Here is a 23077-nt window from a genome sequence, read left to right as displayed (position 1 = left end):
GCCTCTGGTGACGGGCTTGCCGATCAGCGGCTGGCGCGCTTGCGGTCGCTTTCCTTGAGGTGGCGCTTGCGCAGACGCACGCTCTTGGGGGTGATTTCGACCAGCTCGTCGTCCTCGATGAATTCCACGCCGTATTCCAGCGTGAGTTCGATCGGCGGCGTGATCTTGATCGCGTCTTCCTTGCCCGACACGCGGAAGTTGGTCAGCTGCTTGGTCCGCGTGGCGTTCACCACCAGGTCGTTGTCGCGGCTGTGGATGCCGACGATCATGCCTTCGTAGACCGGATCGTTGGCGCGCACGAACATGCGGCCGCGGTCGTCCAGCTTGCCCAGCGCGTAGGTGAAGATTTCACCGTCGTCCATCGAGATCAGCACGCCCTGCTTGCGGCCGCCGATGTCGCCCTTGTGCGCTTCGTAGCTGTCGAAGATGTTCGAGATCAGACCCGAGCCGCGCGTCAGGTTCAGGAATTCGTTGGTGAAACCGATCAGGCCACGCGCCGGAATGCGGTACTCGAGGCGCACGCGACCGCGGCCGTCCGGTTCCATGTTGACCAGCTCGCCCTTGCGTTCGCCCAGTGCCTGCATCACGCCGCCCTGGTGCTGCTCTTCGATGTCGGCCGTCACCAGTTCGATGGGCTCGAACTTCTCGCCGTCGACGTCCTTCATCACCACGCGCGGCTTGCTCACGGCCATTTCGAAGCCTTCGCGACGCATGTTCTCCAGCAGGATGGTCAGGTGCAGTTCGCCGCGGCCCATGACTTCGAAGATGCCTTCTTCGTCGGTTTCCTTGACGCGCAGTGCCACGTTGTGTTGCAGCTCTTTCTGCAGGCGGTCCCAGATCTGGCGGCTGGTGACGAACTTGCCTTCGCGGCCGGCCAGCGGGCTGGTGTTCACGCAGAAGTTCATGGTCAGGGTCGGCTCGTCGACCTTGAGCATGGGCAGCGGCGCCGGGTTGGCCGAGTCGGTCACGGTGACACCGATGTTCAGGTCGGCGATGCCGTTGATCAGCACGATCTCGCCCGGGCCGGCTTCGGTCGCCTGCACGCGTTCCAGACCCTGGAAGGTCAGCACCTGGTTGACACGGCCCTTGATGGCCTTGCCGTCCGGACCTTCCATGACCACCACGTCCATCATGGGCTTGATGGTGCCCTGGCTGATGCGGCCCACGCCGATGCGGCCGACGAAGGTCGAGAAGTCGAGTGCGGAGATCTGCAGTTGCAGCGGCGCGGCGGGGTCGCCCTTCTGCGCCGGCACATGCTTGAGCACGGTGTTGAACAGGGCCGACATGTCGGGACCCCACTGTTCACCGGGGGCGCCTTCTTCGAGCGACGACCAGCCGTTGATGCCCGAAGCGTAGACCACCGGGAAGTCGAGCTGTTCGTCGGTCGCGCCGAGCTTGTCGAACAGGTCGAAGGCCGCGTTGACCACGAAATCGGGGCGTGCGCCCGGCTTGTCGACCTTGTTCACGACCAGGATGGGCTTGAGGCCGAGGGCCAGTGCCTTCTTGGTCACGAAGCGCGTCTGGGGCATCGGGCCTTCCTGGGCGTCGATCAGCAGCACCACGCCGTCGACCATCGACAGCGCGCGTTCCACTTCACCGCCGAAGTCCGCGTGACCGGGGGTGTCGACGATGTTGATGTGCGTGCCTTCCCAGGTCACGGCGCAGTTCTTCGCCAGAATCGTGATGCCACGTTCTTTTTCGATGGCGTTGTTGTCCATCACCGTGTCGACCACCTTCTCGTGGTCGGCAAAGGTGCCGGACTGGCGCAGCAGCTGGTCCACCATGGTGGTCTTGCCATGGTCCACGTGGGCAATGATGGCGATATTGCGGATTTGCTTTTGGGTACTCATGGTGTCGTTTCGCAGATGGATGCGTTCAAAAGGATTTGCTGGATTTCGATGGGGTTCAGCAAGCGCCCCGGGATCAGTTCATTGGCCTTGACATGGGCCGAGCCCAGGAAGGCCGGCGGATCGCGGCCGAACACGGCCACCTCCTCCGCATCGGCCCAGTCGCCGCGTCGCCGCAGGCCCGAGAGAAAGCGTGCCGCATCTTCGGTCTCGAGCGTGACGCGTTCGTGGCCGGCCACCAGCGCTTCGGCCGGCAGCAGCCGGGCCAGGCGCTCGTCCTCGCCCATGGCCTCCAGCGCTTCGAGCGTGACGCACTGTGCTTCGACGAAGTCGCCGGTCGCGGTGCGTCGCAGCGAACGCAGGTGCGCACCGCAGCCCAGCGCTTCGCCGATGTCTTCGCCCAGCGTGCGGATGTAGGTGCCCTTGCTGACCCGCGCCACGATGCGGACCAGGTCCGGCTCGATCGCGGTCAGCGCGAGTTCATGGATCACGACGTCGCGCGGCGCGCGCTCGACCTCGATGCCTTCGCGGGCGTATTCGTAGAGCGCCTTGCCGTCCTTCTTGAGCGCGCTGTGCATGGGCGGCACCTGACGGATCGGGCCGGTGAACTGCGCCGCCACGCGGATCAGGTCGTCGGCCGTGACCTGCACCGCACGCTCGGCGATCACCTCGCCCTCGGCGTCGCCGGTCGAGGTCTTCACGCCCAGGCGCGCCGTCGCGACATAGGTCTTGTCGGCGTCGAGGTGCAACTGGCTGAACTTGGTGGCCGCGCCGAAACACAGCGGCAGCACGCCGGTCGCGAGCGGGTCCAGCGTGCCGGTATGGCCCGCTTTTTCGGCGCGCAGCAACCACTTGGCCTTCTGCAAGGCCTGGTTGCTGGAGAGACCCAGCGGCTTGTCGAGCAACAACACCCCATGCACAGGGCGCCGTTGCACCCTGGTGCGTGGCGCGTTCATGCCTACTCGTCTTTCGAGCGCGAGGCGACGGCCTGAGCGATCAGTGCATTCATGTCGGCCGCACGCTCGGTGGTGCGGTCGAACAGGAAGTGCAGCGTCGGCACGGTATGGATCTGCAGGCGCTTGAAAAGGCCGTTGCGCAGGAAGCCCGCGGCCTGGTTCAAGGCCTCGGTGGTGACGACGGGGTCGCCGACCAGCAGGCTGAAGTAGATCTTGGCGTGCGCATAGTCGGGCGTGACCTCGACCGCCTGGATCGTGACCATGCCCACCCGCGGGTCCTTCAGCTCGCGCGCGATCAGCTCCGTCAGATCCCGCTGGATCTGATCGGCGACCTTGAAGGCCCGGTTGGGGGCTGCTGCTTTTCTTTTCGGCATGGACGCTCTCGCTTCGAACGCTTACAGCGTCCGGGCGATTTCCTTGATTTCGAAGAATTCGAGCTGATCGCCTTCTTTGATGTCGTTGTAGTTCTTGAGCTTGATACCGCACTCGAAGCCTTCGCGCACTTCGCGGACGTCGTCCTTCATGCGCTTGATCGAGTCGACCTCGCCCGTGTAGACCACCACGTTGTCGCGCAGCAGGCGGAAGTGCGCGCTGCGGTTGACCAGACCTGCGGTGATGTACGAACCGGCGACCGTACCGATCTTCGAAGCCACGAACACCGTGCGGATCTCGGCCTGGCCGATGATCTCTTCGCGGCGCTCGGGTGCCAGCATGCCGGACATCGCCACCTTCACTTCATCGACGGCGTCGTAGATGATGCTGTAGTAGTTCAGTTGCACGCCGTTGCCTTCGGCCAGCTTGCGTGCACCCGAATCGGCGCGCACGTTGAAGCCGATGACCACTGCCTTCGATGCGATCGCGAGGTTGATGTCGTTCTCGCTGATGCCGCCGACACCGGCGTACACGATCTGCACCTTGACTTCTTCGGTCGCCAGCTTGAGCAGCGACTGCGCCAGGGCTTCCTGCGAACCTTGCACGTCGGCCTTGATGATGAGTCGCAGCGTCTGCACTTCGCCGGCCGACAGGTCGGTGAACATGCTTTGCAGGTTCGAAGCCTGCTGGCGTGCCAGCTTGGTGTTGCGGAACTTGCCTGCACGGTAGGTGGCGATCTCGCGCGCACGGCGCTCGTCGGCCATCACCATGAACTCGTCGCCGGCCTGCGGCACTTCGGTCAGACCCTGGATTTCCACCGGGATCGACGGACCTGCCGTCTTGATCGACTTGCCGTCTTCGTCCAGCATGGCGCGCACGCGGCCATAGGTCGAGCCCGCCAGCACCACGTCGCCGGTCTTGAGCGTGCCGGACTGGATCAGCACGGTCGCCACCGGGCCGCGGCCCTTGTCGAGCTGGGCTTCGATGACCAGGCCCTTGGCAGCGGCTTGCACCGGCGCCTTGAGTTCCAGCACTTCGGCCTGCAGCAGCACCTGTTCGAGCAGGTCGTCCACGCCCTGGCCGGTCTTGGCCGACACGGGCACGAACGGCACTTCGCCGCCGTACTCTTCGGGCACGACTTCTTCGGCCACCAGTTCCTGCTTCACGCGGTCCAGGTTGGCATCGGGCTTGTCGATCTTGTTGATCGCGACCACGATCGGCACACCGGCCGCTTTCGCGTGCTTGATGGCTTCCTTGGTCTGGGGCATGACGCCGTCGTCGGCCGCCACCACCAGGATGACGATGTCGGTGGCCTGGGCACCGCGGGCACGCATGGCGGTGAACGCCTCGTGACCCGGGGTGTCGAGGAAGGACACCATGCCGCGCGGCGTTTCGACGTGGTAGGCGCCGATGTGCTGCGTGATGCCGCCGGCTTCGCCCGCAGCGACCTTGGCGCGACGGATGTAGTCCAGCAGCGAGGTCTTGCCGTGGTCGACGTGACCCATGACGGTGACCACGGGAGCACGCGGCAGCGACTCGCCGGCCTGTGCGCCGACGTCTTCGTCGGTGAAGGCTTCCGGATCGTCCAGCGCGGCGACCACGGCCGTGTGGCCCATGTCCTCCACGATGATCATCGCGGTGTCCTGGTCGAGCGACTGGTTGATGGTCGCCATCATGCCGAGCTTCATCAACTGCTTGATGACCTCTTGCGCCTTGACGGCCATCTTGTGCGCCAGCTCGGCCACGGTGATGGTCTCGGGCACGTGCACTTCGAGCACGCGCGCTTCCACCGGTGCGGCTTGCACATGTTCTTCATGGCCGCCACGGTCGTTGCTGCCACGACGCCCACGCGGGCCTCCGCGCCAGCTGCCGCGATTGACACCACCGCTGGCATCGCCGCGGGTCTTGATTTCCTTCTTCTTGGCCGGATCGCCTGCCCAGCTCGACGAGAGCTTGGCCGACTTGACGTCCTTGCTGGCGCCAGGCGCTGCAGCAGCACCGGCGGCGGCAGGCGCACCCGGGCGGGCCGCGGGAGCGACCGGCTTGTGCAGCGTGCCCTTGACGGCCGGCTTCGGCACTTCCTTCTCGGGCGCCTTGTGCGGCACCAGCACACGGGCCGGTGCGTTCATCATGGCGCGGATGGCTTCGGCTTCGGCCAGCGCCTTGCGACGGCGTTCGTCCAGATCCTTGGCGCGCGCGGCTTCCTCGTCGGCACGGGCCTTCGATTCGGCGGCGACCTTGGCCTTGGCATCTTCCTTGGCCTGGTTGGCGGCGGCTTCGGCCGCGGCCTTGCCGGTCGCGGCCTCGGTGGCAGCCTGCGTCTCGACCACCGGAGCCTTGGGCGCTGCGGGGGCCGGCGGACGGGCGGCGGCTGCTTCCTTTTCCTTCTGGAGCGCTGCGGCCTTGGCTTGCTGTTCAGCCTGCTCGGCGCGCTCGGCCTTCTCGCGTTCGACGGCTTCAGCCGCTTCGCGTTGGCGACGTTTTTCGACCAATTCTTCTTCCTGACGGCGGATCAGTTCGGCCTGGCGACGCGCGTCTTCCTCGCGGCGTGCCAGCTCGGCTTCGTCGACCTTGGGGGCCGCGGGCTCGGCGACGGGGGCTGGGGCCTGCACCGGTTCGGCGGCAGGACCTTCGTCGCGCTGGATGAAGGTGCGCTTCTTGCGCACTTCGACCTGGATGGTGCGGGCACGCCCGGTGGCATCGGCCTGCTTGATCTCGCTGGTCGATTTCTTGACCAGGGTGATCTTCTTGCGTTCCGTTTCGGCCGTTCCGTGGCTGGCTTTCAGAAAGCCAAGCAGGCGCTGCTTGTCCGCCTCGGTGAGCGCATCGGTGGGCGAGGCCTTGGCCACGCCTGCGCTCTTGAGCTGGTCAAGCAAGGTTTCGGGGGTCTTCTTGAGTTCGTTCGCGAACTCGGCGACTGTGGTGCTGGACATATGTGCTTCGTGCTCCCATGACCGTCACTCTTGGCCCGAGAACCAATGTTCACGGGCTTTCAAGATGAGGGCTTTGGCGTCATCGGCGCTGTGGCCGGTGATCTCGGTGAGTTCGTCGACCGCAAGGTCGGCCAGGTCGTCACGGGTGTGAACACCCGCCTCGGCCAATTTCGGAATGAGTTCGGCGTCGAGGCCTTCGAGATCACGCAGATTCTGCGAGATGCCTTCGGCGCTTTCTTCCTTGGCGATTTCCATCGTGAGCAACGCATCCTTTGCACGCGTGCGCAGCTCGTTGATCGTGTCTTCGTCGAAGCTCTCGATTTCCAGCAGCTCGGAGATCGGCACGTAGGCCACTTCTTCCAGGCTGGTGAAACCTTCATTGATCAGGATGTCGGCGATTTCCTCGTCCACATCGAGCTTTTCCATGAAGAGCTTGCGGCTCGAGTCGGTCTCGAGCGCCTGCTTCTGGGCCGACTCGCTGGCGTCCATGATGTTGATCTTCCAACCCGTGAGGTCGGAAGCCAGCCGCACGTTCTGCCCGCCGCGGCCGATGGCGATCGCGAGGTTTTCCTCGTCGACGACCACGTCCATGGCGTGCTTTTCTTCATCGACCACGATCGACGACACGTTGGCCGGTGCCAGGGCGCCGATCACGAACTGGGCCGGGTCCTCGCTCCACAGCACGATGTCGACGCGTTCGCCGGCGAGTTCGTTGGTCACGGCGTTGACACGGGTGCCGCGCACGCCGACGCAGGTGCCGATCGGGTCGACACGCTTGTCGTGCGAGAGCACCGCGATCTTGGCGCGCGAACCCGGGTCACGGGCGCAGCTCTTGATCTCCAGCAGGCCTTGTTCGATCTCGGGCACTTCCTGGCGGAACAGCTCGATCATGAATTCGGGGGCCGAGCGCGACAGGATGATCGGCGCGCCGCGCAGCGTCAGGTCGACCTCCATGATCATGGCCCGCACGCGGTCGCCGTTGCGCAGGTTCTCCTTGGCGATCATCTCGCTGCGGCGCAGGCGGCCTTCGACGCGCCCGGCTTCCACGATGATGTCGCCCTTGTCCAGGCGCTTGACGGTGCCCACGAAGATCTTGTCGCCGCGCGACATGAAGTCGTTGAGCAGCATCTCGCGCTCGGCGTCGCGGATCTTCTGCAGGATCACCTGCTTGGCCGCCATGGCGCCGATACGGCCGATCGGCACCGAGTCCACCGCTTCTTCGATGTACTCGTCGACCTCGATGTCGGGCATCTCTTCCTTGGCTTCGAACAGCAGGATTTCCTGGTCCGGCAGTTGCAGGCCGGCTTCATCCGGGACCACATGCCAGCGGCGGAAGGTTTCGTAGTCGCCGCTGTCGCGGTCGACCGCGACGCGGATGTCCACGTCGCCCTGATGGAGCTTCTTGGTAGCCTGCGCCAGTGCGGACTCGACCGCGCCGAAGACGACGTCGCGCTCGACGTTCTTCTCCCGCGATATCGCATCCACCAACATCAACATTTCGCGATTCATGCCACTACGCTCCTCTTGTCAGTCCGACACTTCCGTGCCGCCAATGTCCGAAAGGCCTTCGGGGGCCTTGTCCAGCGAACCCTCTAGGGTTCTGGGCCTGCGCCCCTTGAAATCCACGATCGGCGCAAGCCGCGCTTCGCGCAATTCGTCCAGCGTGAAGCCCAGCGCATGCAACGGTGCAGGCGCGCGCTTCTTGCTCACTCTTTGTCCAGGTTTGGGTTCGGGGGCATCGCTCCAGACGATCTGCCAGCCACCACTGTCGGCACGCTCCAGCGTGCCGCGAAACTTCTTGCGGCTGGCCGACACCTGGCCGCCTGCCGCCGCGCCCATGGGCGCCTTGAGCGTCAGGTCGATCACATCGCCGACGAAACGCTGAAAATCCTGTTCATTGCGCAAGGGGCGGTCGATACCCGGCGAGGACACCTCGAGCCGCTTGTATTCCGCACCGTCCACCTCGAGCGCAAACTGCAATTGGCGCGTCACCTTCTCGCAGTCTTCCACCGTCACGTAGGGCTCGGGAATGCCGGCCGCGATCTCTTCCGAGGTGGGGGCGGTCCAGGGCAAATCAATCGTGACGCGCAGCAAGCCACCGGCCGACCGCTCGATCTCGACCAGGTCGTAGCCAAGTCCGGCTACGGTTTGTTCCACTGTTTGCTGCAATGCCACGTGTCTGAATGCGCCTTTGGTGTTGCTCTCTGAATTGCGATGCGGGCCGCTCTTTGCGCCGTGCACCTGCCAATCTTCGAGAGAAATGCTTCGCCCAATAAAAAACGGGCGGTTGGTACCCGCCCGTTTGGTCGTGAGCCTTGGATTATATGCCCAAAAGTGCTCAAAAGTGTGGGGCTTTAACCGGCCAATGCCAGCGCTTTCGCTCGGGCACGCCACCAGACCGATGCAAAAAGCATCGCACCGACCGCCAGAACGGCGGCCGCGACCAGCAGCGGCACTTCAAAGGAGCCGGTGCGCTGTGCCAAAGGCGCAGCGAACAGCGGCCCGAGGATCTGGCCGACGCCATAGGACGCCGTCGCGTAGCCGATCAGGCCGGCGGCCGCATTGCCGCGCAAACGGCGCGCATCGCGCACCGCGAACAGCGTGATGGCGGTGAAGGGCATGCCCAGCAGCAGGCTGCCGAGCGCAAAGCCGGCGATGGTCGGCCATGCCACCGACAGCACCACGCCGACGGCCTGGAGCGCGTAGGCGATGGCCAGCAGCAGCCGGTTGTCCCATTCGGGCGGTGCGCGTGCGCCGATCAGCGCGCCGGGAACGATCGCCAGGCCGAACAGCGGCCAGAAGAAATCCGGCCAGGGCGATCCCGGCAGCGCCTGGCGTGCGATCACCGGCAGGAAAGTGGCAGTGATGATGTAGCCGAAGCCGGCCAGGCCGTACAGCGCGATCAGCCAGCGCGCATCGTTGCGGGCCTCCGGCGTGAGCGCGGTCGGCGCCGGCACCTGCGGCGCGCCGCCCGCCGCCGTCGCGGCCGGCACGCCGTCGTCGAAGATCCGCCAGATCACTGCGATCAGCACGACCGCCACCAGCCCATAGCCGATCCAGGCCCAGTCGGAGCCCCAGCGGCCGGTCAGACCGCCGAGCAGTCCGGTCGCCGCGATGCCCAGGCCCGGGCCGCTGTAGATCACGCCGCCCAGCATCGGCGCACCGGTTTCGGCCAGCCGGCGCAGGCCCCAGCCCGAGGCGAAGACGAAGGTCCAGGCGCTCACCACGCCCGCCGCGCCGCGCAACGCGCCCCACAGCGTGAATCCGTTGAGCAGGCCCATGCCCAGCAGCAGCACTGCGGTCGCGACCAGGCCGCTGCGGACCATGAAGGCGGGTCGCAGGCGGATCGCTGCGCAGGACACCGCCCCCAGGAAATAGCCCAGGTAGTTGAGCGAAGCCAGCACGCCCCCGCTCTGCAGGTCCAGCTTGCCCTCGTGCAGCATGATCGGAAGCATGGGCGTGAAGGCGAAGCGCCCGAGGCCCATGGCCACCGCCAGCGTGACCATGCACGCGAGGGCGGCGCGCCAGGCGCCGCGGCGGTCGTATCCGATATTCGACATGGTGCGGCGAAGAGTTGTCGTCAGTCGGCCAGCGCGGCCGCGACCAGCTTGCGCGTGTAGGGATGTTCGGGCTGGTCGAGCACCTGGTCGACCGGGCCGTGCTCGAGGATGGCGCCGTCCTTCATCACGATCACCTGGTGCGCCATGGCCCGGATCACCTCGACGTCGTGGGTGATCAGCAGGTAGCCCAGGCCGCGCTCGCGCTGCAGCCGCTGCAGCAGGCCCAGCACCTGCTTCTGGATCGTGACGTCGAGCGCGCTGGTCGGCTCGTCGAGCACCAGCAGCTGGGGATCGACCACCAGCGCGCGCGCCACCGCCAGACGTTGGCGCTGCCCGCCTGAGAACTCGTGCGGATAGCGGTCGAGCAACGAGGGAAACTGGGTCTCGGTCAGGCCGACGTCGGCCAGCGCCGCCAGCACCCGCACGCGGCGCTCGGTCGCATCGAGTTCGGGCGCATGGACCGTGAGACCCTCACCCACGATCTGCTCGACGGTCATGCGTGGCGACAGCGAGGAAAACGGATCCTGGAACACCACCTGCATGGTGCGTCGCAGCGCCCGGTCTTCGGTGCGGCCCTGGCCCCAACGCTGGCCCGCCACGGCCACGGTGCCGCTGTGCGGCAACAGGCCCAACGTCGCCAGCGCGAGCGTGGACTTGCCCGAGCCCGATTCGCCCACCACGCCCAGTGTCTGGCCGGGCGCGATGCTGAAGTCGGCCCCCTGCACCGCCACGAATGCGCCCTTGCGGAACCAGCCACGCACGCCCGGGATCGGCACGGGATAGCTCACGCGCAGCGCCTGGGCCGACAGCACGGGCGCTGCGCCCGTCCGGCCCGGCGCGACGTCGCGCACCGGGCGGCTGTCGATCAGCCTGCGGGTGTAGGCATGCTGCGGCGCGCCGAAGACCTCGGCCACGGCGCCCTGCTCCACGATGCGGCCGCGCTCCATCACCGCCACCCGGTCGGCGAAGCGCCGCACCAGGTTCAGGTCGTGGGTGATCAGCAGCACCGCCATGCCGTGCTTGCGCTGCAGTTCGCTGAGCAGCTCGAGGATCTGCGCACGCACCGTGACGTCCAGCGCCGTGGTGGGCTCGTCGGCGAGCAGCAGCCGCGGCTTGCAGGCCAGCGCCATGGCGATCATGGCGCGCTGGCGTTGGCCGCCCGAGAGCTGGTGCGGAAAGGCGCGCGCACGCCGGGCCGGCTCGGCGATGCCGGTGTCGGCCAGCAGCTGCACGGCCGCCTCCTGCGCGGCGCGCTTCGAGAGGCCCTCGTGCAGCTCGAGCACCTCGGCCACCTGGTCGCCCACGGTGTAGAGCGCGTTCAGTGCGGTCATGGGCTCCTGGAAGATCATCGCGATCTCCTTGCCGCGCACGCCGCGCAGGGCCTGCTCGGGCATCGAGAGCAGGTCGCGCGGGGCGTTCTTGCCGGCGCCCTGCCCCGCGCCCGCCATGCCTGCGAATTGCGCCACGCCCGTGATGTCGGCGTTCTGCACCAGCCGCAGCAGGCTCAGCGCGGTCACGGTCTTGCCCGAACCCGACTCGCCCACCAGCGCGAGCTTTTCGCCCGGCGCGATCGAGAAATCGATGCCGTGCACCACCGGCTTGCCGCCGAAGGCCACGTGAAGACCCTGAACATCCAGCAATGCGTTCATCGGTCCAGCTTTCGGGGGTCGAGGGCGTCGCGCAGCGCGTCGCCCATGAAGGTCAGCAGCATCAGGGTCACGACCAGCACCATGAAGGTCGACAGCGAGATCCACCAGGCATCGATGTTGCCCTTGCCCTGGCTCAGCAGCTCGCCCAGCGAGGGCGTGCCCGGCGGCACGCCCAGGCCCAGGAAGTCGAGCGAGGTCAGTGCCAGGATGGCCGCACTCATGCGGAAGGGCAGGAAGGTCACGACCGGCGTCATGCTGTTGGGCAGGATGTGGCGCCGCATGATCTGCAGGTTCGACACGCCCAGCGCGCGGGCGGCGCGCACGTAGTCCATCTGGCGGTTGCGCAGAAACTCGGCGCGCACATAGTCCGACAGGCCCATCCAGCCGAACAGGCTCAGCAGGATCAGCAGCAGCGCCACGCTGGGGTTGAAGATCGCGCTGAAGATGATCAGCAGGTAGAGCTCGGGCATCGCGCCCCAGATCTCGATGAAGCGCTGGAAAGCCAGGTCGGTCTTGCCGCCGAAGAAACCCTGGAGCGCGCCCGTGACCACACCCAGCAGCACACCGATGAAGGTCAGCGCCAGCGCGAACAGCACGCTCACGCGGAAGCCGTAGATCAGCTGGGCCAGCAGGTCGCGGCCGCGGTCGTCGGTGCCGAACAGGTTCTCGCTCGAGGGCGGCGCCGGGTTGGGCTGCTTGGCGAAATAGTTGAGCGTGCGCGGACCGTAGCGGTTGGGCGCGTAGATCGCCCAGTTGTCGCCGCGCGTGATGCGCTCCTGGATGAAGGGGTCGAGAAAGTCGGTCGGCGTCTCGAAGTTGCCGCCGAAGGTGGTCTCGGGGTAGTCGCGCAGCACCGGGACATAGGTCTGCCCCTCGTAGCGCAGCAGCAGCGGGCGGTCGGTCGACAGCACCTCGGCGAACAGGCTCAGCACCACCAGCACGCTGAACACCGCGAGGCTCCAGAAGCCCAGCCGGTTGCGCTTGAAACGCAACCAGGCACGCCGGCCCGGGCTCAGCGAGGTGGTCGGCGCGCTCGCCACAACGGGCGTCACAGGCGTCATGGGGGTCTCAATCAAACTTGACACGCGGATCCACCCATACGTAGCAGAGATCGGAAATCAGCTTGGTCAGCAGACCGATGAGCGTGAAGATGTAGAGCGTGCCGAGGAACACCGGATAGTCGCGCCGGATCACGCTCTCGTAGCTCAGCAGGCCCAGGCCGTCGAGCGAGAACAGGGTCTCGATCAGCAGTGCGCCGGTGAAGAAGGCGCCGATGAAGGCGGCCGGGAAGCCCGTGATGATCGGGATCAGCGCATTGCGGAACACGTGCTTCCAGAGCACCGCCCGCTCCGACAGCCCCTTGGCGCGCGCGGTCAGCACGTACTGCTTGCGGATCTCCTCGAGGAAGGAGTTCTTGGTCAGCATGGCCGTGACGGCGAAGCTGCCCAGCACCATCGCCGTCACCGGCAGCGTGATGTGCCAGAGGTAGTCGGTGATGCGCGCGCCCCAGCTCAGCGACTCCCAATTGGGCGAGGTCAGGCCGCGCAGCGGGAACCACTGCAACTGTCCGCCGAAGATCACCAGCAGCGCCACGCCCAGCACGAAGCCCGGGATCGCATAGCCCACCAGCACGATCAGCGTGGTGAAGAAGTCGAAGCTCGAGCCGGCCCGCACCGCCTTCGCGACGCCCAGCGGCACCGCGATCAGGTAGCTGATGAAGAAGGTCCACAGGCCCAGGCTGATCGAGACCGGCAGCTTCTCCTTGATCAGCTCCCAGACGTCCTTGCTCTGGAAGAAGCTCTTGCCCAGGTCGAAGCGTGCGAACTGGGTCAGCATCTGCCAGAAACGCTCGGGCGCGGGCTTGTCGAAGCCGTAGAGCGCCTTGATCTCGGCCACCTGCTTCGGGTCCAGCGAACGGCCCGCGGGGCCGCCGGAAACCCGGCTTTCCTTGTCGTTGAGCTGGGAGAGCAGCTGCTCGGCCGGCCCGCCGGGCACGAACTGCACCACCACGAAATTGAGGATCAGCACGCCCAGCAAGGTGGGAATGATGAGGAGAAGGCGTCGGAGGATGTAGGCGGCCATGCGGTGGGGTCGGAGTCTCGGTCTACTTCTTCTTCGATGGGTCGATCCACCACATGGTCAGCAGCGCCGAGCCGGCCAGCAGGCGCTGCGGCAGCGCGGCCTCGGGATGGCGCAGGTACTGCTTGTGGGCCATGAAATACTGCTTGCCGTAGTACATCGGCGTCACGTAGTGCTGGTGCAGCAGGTAGCGGTCGAGCAGCCGCGCCGCGGCCGCCAGCGAGGCGCGGTCGGGGCTGTCGACGATCAGTTCGAGGATCTCGTCGATCACCGGATCGCTGATGCCGCTCAGGTTCTGGCTGCCCTTCTCGGCCGCGGCCTTCGAGCCGAAGTCGTCGTAGAGCTCGTTGCCCGGGCTCGAGGAGCCGCCCTGCAGGCTGATCGCCATGTCGAAATCGAAATCGTCGAGCTTCTTCTTGATCAGGCTGGCGTCGCGCAGCCGGTACTGCAGCGTGATGCCCAGCTTGCCCAGGTTGCGCGCATAGGGCGCGAGCACGGTTTCCGAGCTGCGGTCGGCGATGTCGATGTCGATCGACAGCGGCGTGCCGGCCGCATCGCGCAGCGCGCCGTCGCGGTAGGTCCAGCCCGCTTCGCGCAGCAGGGCCTGGGCACGCACGAGGTTGCGCCGCAGGCCTTCGGCGGTGTCGCCGGTGGTGGCCGGCCGTGGCAGTTCGCCATGGGTGTTGTCCAGATAGCGCTGCTTCGTCTTCAAACCATCGAGCAGCACCTGCTCTTCGGCGCTGATCACCGGCTGCGCCATCAGGTCGTCGCTGTTCTGGAAATAGCTCTGGGTGCGTGCACGGCGGCCGTAGAACAGGTGCGCATTGAGCCAGTCGAAATCGAAGGCCAGCGCGAGCGCCTGGCGCACACGGGCGTCGGCGAAGCGGGGCTGGCGCAGGTTCACGGCCAGGCCCTGCATGCCGGTGAAGCGCCGGTGCGAGATCTCTTCCTTCATGAGCTCGCCCGAATCGAAGCGCCGGCCCTTGTAGCGGCGCACCCAGGCGATGATGGAGACCTCTTCCAGCGCGTCGAGCGAACCGGCCTTGAGCGACTCCTCTTCGCCCAATCGGTCCTTGAAGTACTGGTAATTGACGCTGCCGTAATTGAACATGCCCTTGCGCACCGGCAGGTCGGCCGCCCAGTAGTCGGCGCGCCGGCGGTAGGTGATGGACTTGCCGAAGTCGACCTTGTCGATCACGTAGGGGCCGCTCGCGATCGGCGGCTCGGTCACGAGCTGGTCGAAGGGCTTGCCCTGGCCCCAGGCGCGCGAGAACACCGGCAGCTGGCCGATGATCATGTGCAGCTCGGAGTTGCGGCGCTTGAAGTCGAAGCGCACCGTGCGATCGTCGACCACCACGGCCGCCTTGATGTCGACCCAGTACGAGCGGAAGGTCGGCCCGGCCTGCTTGCTCATCAGCGTGTCGAAGGAGTGCTTCACGTCCTGCGCCAGCACCGGGCTGCCGTCGGAGAAGCGGGCCTTGGGGTTGAGCCTGAAGGTGATGCTCAGGCGGTCGGGCGCCAGCGCCGCGTCCTGTGCGAGCAGGCCGTAGTTCGAGAAGGGCTCGTCCTCGCTGGGGGTCATCAACGAGTCGAAGATCAATCCGTATTCCGAGAACACGAAGCCGTTGGCGCTGTAGCCCATGCCGACCGGCGGGCGGCCGCGCAGCGTGAAGGGGTTGAGCTTGTCGAAGCTGCCGCTGGCCGAGAGCGTGAGTTCGCCGCCCTTGGGGGCATCGGGGTTCACGTAGTCGAAGTGCGTGAAGGACGCCGGGTACTTGGGTTCATAGCCCATGCCCAGTCCGTGCGCCGCCCACGAGGGCGGCGCCAAGAAAGCCAATATCAGGAGCAGCCAACCTCGCATGCGAGAATTCTGCCCAAGATTTTCACAAGGCAACTTCATGGGCTTTCTTTCCGGCAAAAAACTGTTGATTACCGGCGTATTGAGCAATCGCTCGATTGCCTATGGCATCGCCAAGGCCTGTCACGAACAAGGCGCCGAGCTCGCCTTCAGCTATGTCGGCGAGCGATTCAAGGACCGTATCACCGAATTCGCCGCGGATTTCGACTCGAAGCTGATTTTCGATTGCGATGTGGGCGACGACGCGCAGATCGAGAAACTGTTCGCCGACCTGTCGCAGACCTGGCCGCAATTCGACGGCTTCGTGCACAGCATCGGCTTCGCGCCGCGCGAGGCCATCGCCGGCGACTTCCTCGAAGGCCTGTCGCGCGAAGGCTTCCGCATCGCGCACGACATCAGCGCCTACAGCTTTCCCGCGATGGCCAAGGCCGCCTTGCCCTTCCTGCGCGAGAAGTCGGCGCTGCTCACGCTGACCTACCTGGGCTCCGAGCGCGCGATGCCGAACTACAACACCATGGGCCTGGCCAAGGCCAGCCTCGAGGCCTCGGTGCGCTACCTGGCGCAGTCGCTGGGCAGCAAGGGCATGCGCGTGAACGGCATCAGCGCCGGTCCGATCAAGACCCTGGCGGCCAGTGGCATCAAGGGCTTCAGCAAGATCCTCTCGGCCGTGGCCGAGGTCTCGCCGATCGGTCGCAACGTGACCATCGAAGAGGTCGGCAACGTCGCAGCCTTCCTGCTGAGCGACCTGGCCAGCGGCGTCTCGGCCGAGATCACCTACGTCGACGGCGGCTTCAGCCAGGTCGTCGGCGGCATCCAGGAATAGCGTCCGACGACGCCGAGCGGCGCGATGCCGGATCGCCGAAGCCTCCTGCTGACGGGCCTGCTGGCCTGGGCGGGCTGCGCTTCGCCGGTGTTCGCGGCGGCGCCCGCGCTGATGCTGGCCGAGGTCTACCGGCAGGGCATCGCGCTCGACGACTACTGGGTCAGCGAGAAATACGACGGCCTGCGCGGCTACTGGGACGGCCGCCAGCTCTGGACGCGCGGCGGCGAGCGCGTGATGGCGCCGGCCTGGTTCACCGCCCCGCTGCCGGCCGTGCCGATGGACGGCGAGCTCTGGGCCGGCCGCGGCCGCTTCGAGTTCGCGACCTCCACGGTGCGCAGCCAGGTGCCGCTCGACGCGGCCTGGCGCGAGATGCGCTTCATGGTCTTCGACCTGCCCGCCGAGCCGGGCGACTTCACGACGCGCCTGGCCGCGCTGCGCCGCCTGCTGCCGCTGCCTGCCGCACCCTGGGTGCTGCCGGTGGCCCAGCAGCGCGCCACCACCCATGCCGCGCTGCTGGCGCAGATGAAGGAAGTCGTGAAGATGGGCGGCGAAGGCCTGGTGCTGCACCGCGGCGCCTCGCTCTACCGCGCCGAGCGCAACCAGGACCTGCTCAAGCTCAAGCCCTACGAGGACGCCGATGCGCGGGTCGTCGCGCACCTGCCCGGCAAGGGCCGCCACGAGGGCCGCATGGGCGCGCTGATGGTCGAGATGCCCGACGGCCGCCGCTTCAAGCTGGGCGGCGGCTTCAGCGACGCGCAGCGCGACGATCCACCGGCCGTCGGCAGCTGGGTCAGCTACCGCTTCAACGGCACCACCGCCAAGGGCCTGCCGCGCTTCGCCCGCTTCCTGCGCGTGCGCGGCGACCTGAGGCCCTGAGTTCGTGCCTCAGGCCTGCTGGCGCACGCAGTCCGCGTAGTAGCGCTTCTTGCCCGTCTCGTCGATGCGCGCCACCAGGCCGTGGATGTCGGTCTCGAAGCCCGGGCACTCCTTGTTGAACTCGCGCGCGAACTTGAGGTAGTCGACGATCTTCTTGTTGAAGACTTCGCCCGGGATCAGCAGCGGGATGCCCGGCGGGTACGGCGTGATCAGGCTGGTGGTGATGCGGCCTTCGAGCTGGTCGATCTCCACGCGCTCGGTCTTGCGGTGCGCGATGTGGGCGAAGGCGTCGCTGGGCTTCATGGCCGGCGTCAGGTCGCTCAGGTACATCTCGGTCGTGAGGCGCGCCACGTCGTAGCGCGCGTACAGCTTGTGGATGTGCTGGCACAGGTCGCGCAGGCCGAGCTTCTCGTAGCCCGGATGCTGCTGGCAGAACTCCGGCAGGATGCGCCACATCGGCTGGTTGCGTGCGTAGTCGTCCTTGAACTGCTGCAGCGCCGTGAGCAGCGTGTTCCAGCGGCCCTTGGTGATGCCGATGGTGAACATGATGAAGAAGCTGTAGAGGCCGGTCTTCTCCACGATCACGCCATGCTCGGCCAGGAACTTGGTCACCACGCTGGCCGGGATGCCGGTCTCGGCGAACTTGCCCTGCAGGTCCAGGCCGGGGGTCACGATGGTCGACTTGATCGGGTCGAGCATGTTGAAGCCATCGGCCAGCTTGCCGAAGCCGTGCCAGTTGCGCTTCGCGCTCTTGGCCTTGCTGTCGGTGCTGCCCTCGCCCTTCATGATCCAGTCCTCGGCGCGGCCGATGCCTTCGTCGACCAGCTTCTCGGGACCCCAGACCTTGAACCACCACTCGTCCTTGCCGAACTCGGCCTCGACCTTGCGCATCGCACGGCGGAAGTCGAGCGCCTCCAGGATGCTCTCCTCCACCAGCGCGGTGCCGCCGGGCGGCTCCATCATGGCCGCGGCCACGTCGCAGCTCGCGATGATCGCGTACTGCGGGCTGGTCGACGAGTGCATCAGGTAGGCCTCGTTGAACAGGTCGCGGTCGAGCGCGCGGTTCTGCGAGTCCTGCACCAGCACGTGGCTGGCCTGGCTGATGCCGGCCAGCAGCTTGTGCGTCGACTGGGTCGAGAACACCAGCGATTCCTTGGGCCGCACCCGGTTCTTGCCCATCGCGTGGTAGGCGCCGTAGAACGGGTGGAAGGCGGCGTGCGGCAGCCAGGCTTCGTCGAAGTGCAAGGTGTCGACGTAGCCGTCGAGCATGTTCTTGATGGTCTCGGTGTTGTAGATCACGCCGTCGTAGGTCGACTGCGTGAGCGTCATCACGCGCGGCTTGACCTTGTCGGGATCGACGCCCGCCAGCAGCGGGTTGGCCTTGATCTTGGCCTTGATCGCGCTCTGCTCGAACTCGCTCTTGGGGATCGGGCCGATGATGCCGAAATGGTTGCGCGTGGGCTTCATGAAGACCGGGATCGCGCCGGTCATGATGATCGCGTGCAGGATCGACTTGTGGCAGTTGCGGTCCACCACCACCACGTCGTCGGGCGCCACCGTGTGGTGCCAGACCATCTTGTTGCTGGTGCTGGTGCCGTTGGTCACAAAGAAGCAATGGTCGGCATTGAAGATGCGCGCTGCATTGCGTTCGCTGGCCGCCACCGGGCCGGTGTGGTCGAGCAGCTGGCCGAGCTCTTCCACGGCGTTGCAGACGTCGGCGCGCAACATGTTCTCGCCGAAGAACTGGTGGAACATCTGGCCCACGGGGCTCTTGAGGAACGCCACGCCGCCCGAGTGACCCGGGCAGTGCCACGAGTACGAGCCGTCTTCCGCGTAGTCGATCAGCGCCTTGAAGAACGGCGGCTGCACGCCTTCGAGGTAACTCTTGGCCTCGCGGATGATGTGGCGCGCCACGAATTCGGGGGTGTCCTCGAACATGTGGATGAAGCCGTGCAGTTCGCGCAGGATGTCGTTCGGGATGTGGCGCGAGGTGCGCGTTTCGCCGTAGATGTAGATCGGCACCTCGGCGTTCTTGCGCCGCACCTGCTCGATGAAGCTGCGCAGGCTCAGCACGGCCGGATCGAGGTCCGGGCCGGGCGTGAATTCCTCGTCGTCGATCGACAGGATGAAGGCGCTCGCGCGGCTTTGCTGCTGGGCAAACTGCGACAGGTCGCCGTAGCTGGTGACGCCCAGCACTTCGAAGCCCTCGCTCTCGATGGCTTGCGCCAGCGCGCGAATGCCAAGACCCGAGGTGTTCTCGGCGCGGAAGTCCTCGTCGATGATGACGATCGGGAAGCGAAATTTCATGTGCAGGGGCTCGGACAGGGAGAAGAGGCGCGAAGTGTAAGGAATTCAAAAGACAAGTGCTGATACAGGTATCGCAGAATGGGGTGGATACGACACAAAGGAGGCTGTATGGAGAGTTCCACCATCTGGTGGCTGATCGCGGGGGCGACCATCGTGGTCGAGCTGTTGTCCGGCACCGTCTACCTGCTGCTGCTGGCCACCGGCTTCGCTGCCGCCGCCATCGCAGGCCACCTGGGCGCCAGCGTGATCACGCAGCTCATCGTGGCTTCGGCGGTCGGCGTGGGCGCGGTCCTGGGCTGGTACCTGATCAAGCGTCGTCGCGTGGCGCGCTTGCCCGCGCAGGCCAACCGCGGGGGCAACCTCGACATCGGACAGAGCGTCCACGTCGAGGCCTGGAACCCGGACGGCACCGCCTCCGTGCGCTACCGCGGCGCGCAGTGGACGGCGGTGGCGAAGGCCGGCACCGACCTGCAGACCGGTGAACACCGTGTGGTCGAAGTCGTGGGCAGCCGCCTCGTCGTCACCAAGATTTAGCAGCAAACCCCCGAAAAGGAGCATCCCTATGGATTTCGCAGTACCTCTGGTCATTCTGGTCATCGCCATTCTGTTCATCAGCCAATCGGTCAAGTTCGTGCCGCAGCAGAACGCCTGGGTGCGTGAGCGCCTCGGCAAGTACCACAGCACCATGACGCCCGGTGCCAACTTCCTGATCCCCTTCATCGACAAGGTGGCCTACAAGCACAGCCTGAAGGAAATCCCGCTCGACGTGCCCAGCCAGATCTGCATCACGCGCGACAACACGCAGCTGCAGGTCGACGGCATCCTGTACTTTCAGGTGACCGACCCGATGCGTGCGAGCTACGGTTCGTCGAACTACATCGTGGCCGTGACGCAGCTGGCGCAGACCTCGCTGCGCAGCGTGGTGGGCAAGCTCGAACTCGACAAGACCTTCGAGGAACGCGACATCATCAACGCGCAGGTCGTGGCGGCCATCGACGAAGCCGCCCTGAACTGGGGTGTGAAGGTGCTGCGCTACGAAATCAAGGATCTGACGCCGCCGAAGGAAATCCTGCTGGCCATGCAGGCACAGATCACCGCCGAGCGCGGCAAGCGCGCCCTGATCGCCGCGTCGGAAGGCCGTCGCCAGGAACAGATCAACATCGCCACCGGTGAACGCGAGGCCTTCATTGCCCGCTCCGAAGGCGAGAAGCAGGCCCAGATCAACAACGCGCAGGGCGAGGCCGCGGCCATCACCGCGGTGGCTGAAGCCACTGCCGGTGCCATCGAACGCGTGGCCGCCGCCATCCGCCAGCCCGGCGGCGAGCAGGCGGTGCAACTCAAGGTGGCCGAGCGCGCCGTCGACGCCTACGGCAAGGTGGCCGCCGATGCGACCACCACGCTGATCGTGCCGAGCAACATGAGCGAGACCGCGGCGCTGATCGCGTCGGCGATGCGCATGGTGCAGGCAGGCAAACCCGCGGCATCGAGCTGAAACGCCCTTTCAAACTGCTACAATCTGAGGCTTCGCGGAGCGGTGGATGAGCGGTTTAAGTCGCACGCCTGGAAAGCGTGTGAGGGGTAAAACCCTCCGCGGGTTCGAATCCCGCCTGCTCCGCCAAAAAAATGATGTCCAGACCTTCCACCTGGACACAGCAAGTTCATGAAGGCCCCTCACGGGGCCTTTTTTTTGCCCTTCACGGAACGTGGCCCTCCCCCGCCGACGGCCGAATTGCTACCATGGCACCCATGTCCTCCCCATCCCACGCCCCCTCCACGGGCACGGCGCCACTTGGCCGCACGCTCGAGAAGAACCAGGCGATCGCCGCCGAGGTGCAGAGCGCGTCCGAGGATCTGGCAGTGGTCGCCACCGTGCTCGAGCAGGAACTGCCCGACCACGTCCAGGTCGGCGACGTCGCGCAGGCCATCGAACACGCCAACCAGCTCGAGAAGCAATTGGCGCAGTCGGCACAGGAGCTGGCCAAGGTCAATGAGGCGCTGGCTCGAGAGGTCGAGAAACGGGCCGGCTGACAGGTTCGTCGAGCGACAGCTTCGTCAGGCTGAAGCGGCCGGTCCTCACTCGGTGAAGTTTTCCTTCAGCAGGTCGACCACGTCGCCCGAGCGGCCGCTCAGCACGGCCTTGGCCGAGTACAGCATCGTGCCCGCGACCTGGCTGAACTCCACCTTGGGCGGCATCACGAGCTCGGTGCGGTTGACCTTCACGTCCAGCAGCGCCGGTCCCGGGTGGGCCAGGAAGGCGCGCACCGCGTCGGGCAGCAGCTCCGCGCGTTCGACCTTCTGGCCGTAGAAGCCGATCACCTCGGCCAGGCGCGCGAAGTCCGGGTTCAGCAGGTCGGTGTAGTTGTCGAGCAGTCCTTCGACCTTCTGCTCGAGCTCGACGAAGTTCAGGCTGGCGTTGTTGTAGACCACCACCTTGATCGGCAGCTTCTCCTGCACCGCCGTCATCAGGTCGCCCAGCAGCATCGCGATGCCGCCGTCGCCCGAGAGCGAGATCACCTGCCGGCCCGGATAGGCCTTCTGCGCGCCCAGCGCCTGCGGCATCGCGTTGGCCATGGTGCCGTGCAGCAGACTCACCAGCGTGCGGCGCCGGCCGTTCATGTGCAGGTGCCGCAGCGACCACACCATGGGGCTGCCGCCGTCGGCCGTGAAGATCGCGTCGTCTGACGCCAACTCGTCGAGGATGTGCGTGAGGTGCTGCGGGTGGATCAGCCCTTCCTTGCCCGGCCGCTCGTCGCGGCGCAGCGTGTCAACCGCATCCTTGCGATGGCGCAGGCACGCGTCGAGGAAGCTGCGGTCGGTGCGCTCCTCGAGCAGCGGGATCAGCGCTTCGATGGTGTGGGCCACGTCGCCCACCAGCCCCAGCGCGACCGGATGGCGCCGCCCCAGGTGGCTGCCGTCGGTGTCGATCTGCAGGATGGTGGCCTTCGAGGGATAGAACTGGCTCCATGCGAAATCGGCGCCCAGCAGCAGCAAGGTGTCGCACTCCTGCAGCGCACGGTAGCCCGACTCCACGCCGAAGATGCCGGTCATGCCCATGTTGAAGGGGTTGTCGTACTCCACGAAATCCTTGGCGCGCGAGGTGTGGGCGATCGGCGCCTTCAGGCATTGGCCCAGCGCCAGCAGCATCCGGTGCGCGCCCTCGCAGCCATGGCCGGCGTAGATGGCGATCTTCTGGCCCTTGCCGATCAAGTCGGCCAGTTGGGCGAGTTCGGCGTCGTTGGGCCGCACCACGGGCGCGGCACGGTGCACGGCAAAGGTCAGGCCCTCCTTGACCTCGGTCTGCGCGATGTCGCTCGGCAGGATCACCACCGCCACGCCGCGGCGCGAGAGCGCGGCCTGCGCCGCCAGGGCCGTCACGCGCTGCGCCTGGTCGGCCGAATGCACCTGCGCGCAGAACACACTGCAGCCGGCGTAGAGCGATTTGAAGTCCACCTCCTGCGGAAAGTCCATGCCGAGTTCGGTGGTCACGATCTGGCTCGCGATCAGCACCATCGGCGCGCGGTTGCGGTTGGCCTCGAACACCCCGTTGATGAAGTGCAGCCCACCCGGTCCGCACGACCCGGCGCAGGCCGTGAGTTCGCCCGACAGGTACGACTCCGCGCCGGCAGCAAAGGCCGCGGCCTCTTCGTGGCGCACGTGCACCCATTCGATCTCGCTGCGCCGGATGGCATCGGTGACATGGTTGAGGGTGTCGCCGACGATGCCGTAGCAGCGCTTGACGCCGGCGTGTTGCAGGGTTTCGATGACGAGGTCGGCGACTTTGCGGTGGGCCATGGAGGGATTTCCTTGTGAGTGGGGT

The 23077-nt window shown here is 66.2% G+C and carries 18 protein-coding genes and 1 tRNA gene; 6 read left to right on the top strand and 13 right to left on the bottom strand.

Going from position 1 to position 23077, the window contains the following annotated elements; genetic code table 11:
• Nucleotides 1–23: 23 nt before the first annotated feature.
• From typA to K0H49_RS23035, 11 genes are all read right to left on the bottom strand, one after another.
• Nucleotides 24–1850: a translational GTPase TypA gene (gene typA, locus K0H49_RS23085; RefSeq protein WP_219217482.1), complete on the bottom strand. Its 1827-nt coding sequence runs from the start codon at nucleotides 1848–1850 to the stop codon at nucleotides 24–26.
• Nucleotides 1847–2803: a tRNA pseudouridine(55) synthase TruB gene (gene truB, locus K0H49_RS23080; RefSeq protein WP_219217480.1), complete on the bottom strand. Its 957-nt coding sequence runs from the start codon at nucleotides 2801–2803 to the stop codon at nucleotides 1847–1849. The genes typA and truB overlap by 4 nt, the downstream gene beginning before the upstream one ends.
• 2 nt (nucleotides 2804–2805) lie before the next feature.
• Nucleotides 2806–3177: a 30S ribosome-binding factor RbfA gene (rbfA, locus tag K0H49_RS23075; protein WP_140838664.1), complete on the bottom strand. Its 372-nt coding sequence runs from the start codon at nucleotides 3175–3177 to the stop codon at nucleotides 2806–2808.
• A gap of 21 nt (nucleotides 3178–3198) precedes the next feature.
• A complete protein-coding gene (infB, locus tag K0H49_RS23070) occupies nucleotides 3199–6108 on the bottom strand; it encodes a translation initiation factor IF-2 (RefSeq protein WP_219217478.1) in 2910 nt (969 codons plus the stop codon).
• 24 nt (nucleotides 6109–6132) lie between these two features.
• Nucleotides 6133–7617, bottom strand: a complete 1485-nt coding sequence (nusA, locus tag K0H49_RS23065) for a transcription termination factor NusA (protein WP_183026850.1) — start codon at nucleotides 7615–7617, stop codon at nucleotides 6133–6135.
• A gap of 18 nt (nucleotides 7618–7635) precedes the next feature.
• A complete protein-coding gene (rimP, locus tag K0H49_RS23060; protein ID WP_219217471.1) occupies nucleotides 7636–8283 on the bottom strand; it encodes a ribosome maturation factor RimP in 648 nt (215 codons plus the stop codon).
• A gap of 179 nt (nucleotides 8284–8462) precedes the next feature.
• On the bottom strand, nucleotides 8463–9668 hold the full coding sequence (locus tag K0H49_RS23055; RefSeq protein WP_219217469.1) for a YbfB/YjiJ family MFS transporter: 1206 nt from the start codon (nucleotides 9666–9668) through the stop codon (nucleotides 8463–8465).
• A gap of 20 nt (nucleotides 9669–9688) precedes the next feature.
• On the bottom strand, nucleotides 9689–11317 hold the full coding sequence (locus K0H49_RS23050) for an ABC transporter ATP-binding protein (RefSeq protein WP_219217467.1): 1629 nt from the start codon (nucleotides 11315–11317) through the stop codon (nucleotides 9689–9691).
• The gene (locus K0H49_RS23045; RefSeq protein ID WP_219217465.1) at nucleotides 11314–12378 is read right to left on the bottom strand and encodes an ABC transporter permease; all 1065 of its coding nucleotides are present in this window, start codon (nucleotides 12376–12378) and stop codon (nucleotides 11314–11316) included. The genes K0H49_RS23050 and K0H49_RS23045 overlap by 4 nt, the downstream gene beginning before the upstream one ends.
• Before the next feature lie 7 nt (nucleotides 12379–12385).
• Entirely contained in the window at nucleotides 12386–13399 is a 1014-nt protein-coding gene (locus K0H49_RS23040) for a microcin C ABC transporter permease YejB (RefSeq protein WP_219217463.1), read from the bottom strand.
• A 22-nt stretch (nucleotides 13400–13421) separates the two neighbouring features.
• Nucleotides 13422–15188, bottom strand: a complete 1767-nt coding sequence (locus K0H49_RS23035; RefSeq protein ID WP_257625080.1) for an extracellular solute-binding protein — start codon at nucleotides 15186–15188, stop codon at nucleotides 13422–13424.
• Nucleotides 15189–15294: 106 nt separating this feature from the next.
• Here K0H49_RS23035 and fabI point away from each other — a divergent pair, with 106 nt between their 5' ends.
• Both fabI and K0H49_RS23025 read left to right on the top strand, forming a co-directional pair.
• Complete coding sequence (gene fabI, locus K0H49_RS23030) at nucleotides 15295–16077, top strand: enoyl-ACP reductase FabI (RefSeq protein ID WP_219217460.1); 783 nt, start codon at nucleotides 15295–15297, stop codon at nucleotides 16075–16077.
• A gap of 24 nt (nucleotides 16078–16101) precedes the next feature.
• Complete coding sequence (locus K0H49_RS23025) at nucleotides 16102–16953, top strand: DNA ligase (protein WP_219217458.1); 852 nt, start codon at nucleotides 16102–16104, stop codon at nucleotides 16951–16953.
• Between the two features lie 9 nt (nucleotides 16954–16962).
• Here the strand turns inward: K0H49_RS23025 and K0H49_RS23020 are convergent, their stop codons facing one another.
• Complete coding sequence (locus tag K0H49_RS23020; RefSeq protein WP_219217456.1) at nucleotides 16963–19260, bottom strand: Orn/Lys/Arg decarboxylase N-terminal domain-containing protein; 2298 nt, start codon at nucleotides 19258–19260, stop codon at nucleotides 16963–16965.
• Nucleotides 19261–19368: 108 nt separating this feature from the next.
• On the opposite strand from K0H49_RS23020, the gene K0H49_RS23015 reads away from it, so the two are divergent.
• The 4 genes from K0H49_RS23015 to K0H49_RS23000 all read left to right on the top strand — a co-directional run bounded on the left by K0H49_RS23015 (nucleotide 19369) and on the right by K0H49_RS23000 (nucleotide 21288).
• Entirely contained in the window at nucleotides 19369–19794 is a 426-nt protein-coding gene (locus tag K0H49_RS23015) for an NfeD family protein (RefSeq protein WP_219217454.1), read from the top strand.
• 28 nt (nucleotides 19795–19822) lie between these two features.
• The gene (locus K0H49_RS23010; protein WP_183026839.1) at nucleotides 19823–20752 is read left to right on the top strand and encodes an SPFH domain-containing protein; all 930 of its coding nucleotides are present in this window, start codon (nucleotides 19823–19825) and stop codon (nucleotides 20750–20752) included.
• Nucleotides 20753–20788: 36 nt separating this feature from the next.
• Nucleotides 20789–20878 (top strand) — tRNA-Ser (locus K0H49_RS23005).
• A 128-nt stretch (nucleotides 20879–21006) separates the two neighbouring features.
• Nucleotides 21007–21288, top strand: coding sequence for a hypothetical protein (locus tag K0H49_RS23000; protein ID WP_219217451.1), 282 nt, complete (start codon nucleotides 21007–21009; stop codon nucleotides 21286–21288).
• Nucleotides 21289–21333: 45 nt separating this feature from the next.
• Here the strand turns inward: K0H49_RS23000 and K0H49_RS22995 are convergent, their stop codons facing one another.
• Nucleotides 21334–23052 carry a thiamine pyrophosphate-dependent enzyme gene (locus tag K0H49_RS22995; RefSeq protein ID WP_219217450.1) on the bottom strand — a complete coding sequence of 573 codons (1719 nt, stop codon included), beginning with the start codon at nucleotides 23050–23052 and terminating at the stop codon, nucleotides 21334–21336.
• Between the last annotated feature and the right edge of the window lie 25 nt (nucleotides 23053–23077).

This window comes from Variovorax boronicumulans (genome assembly GCF_019352895.1).
GTDB classification, from domain to species: domain Bacteria; phylum Pseudomonadota; class Gammaproteobacteria; order Burkholderiales; family Burkholderiaceae_C; genus Variovorax; species Variovorax boronicumulans_A.
The sequence above is the reverse complement of the archived record's forward strand: the minus strand, read 5'-3'. Positions and strand labels throughout refer to the sequence as shown.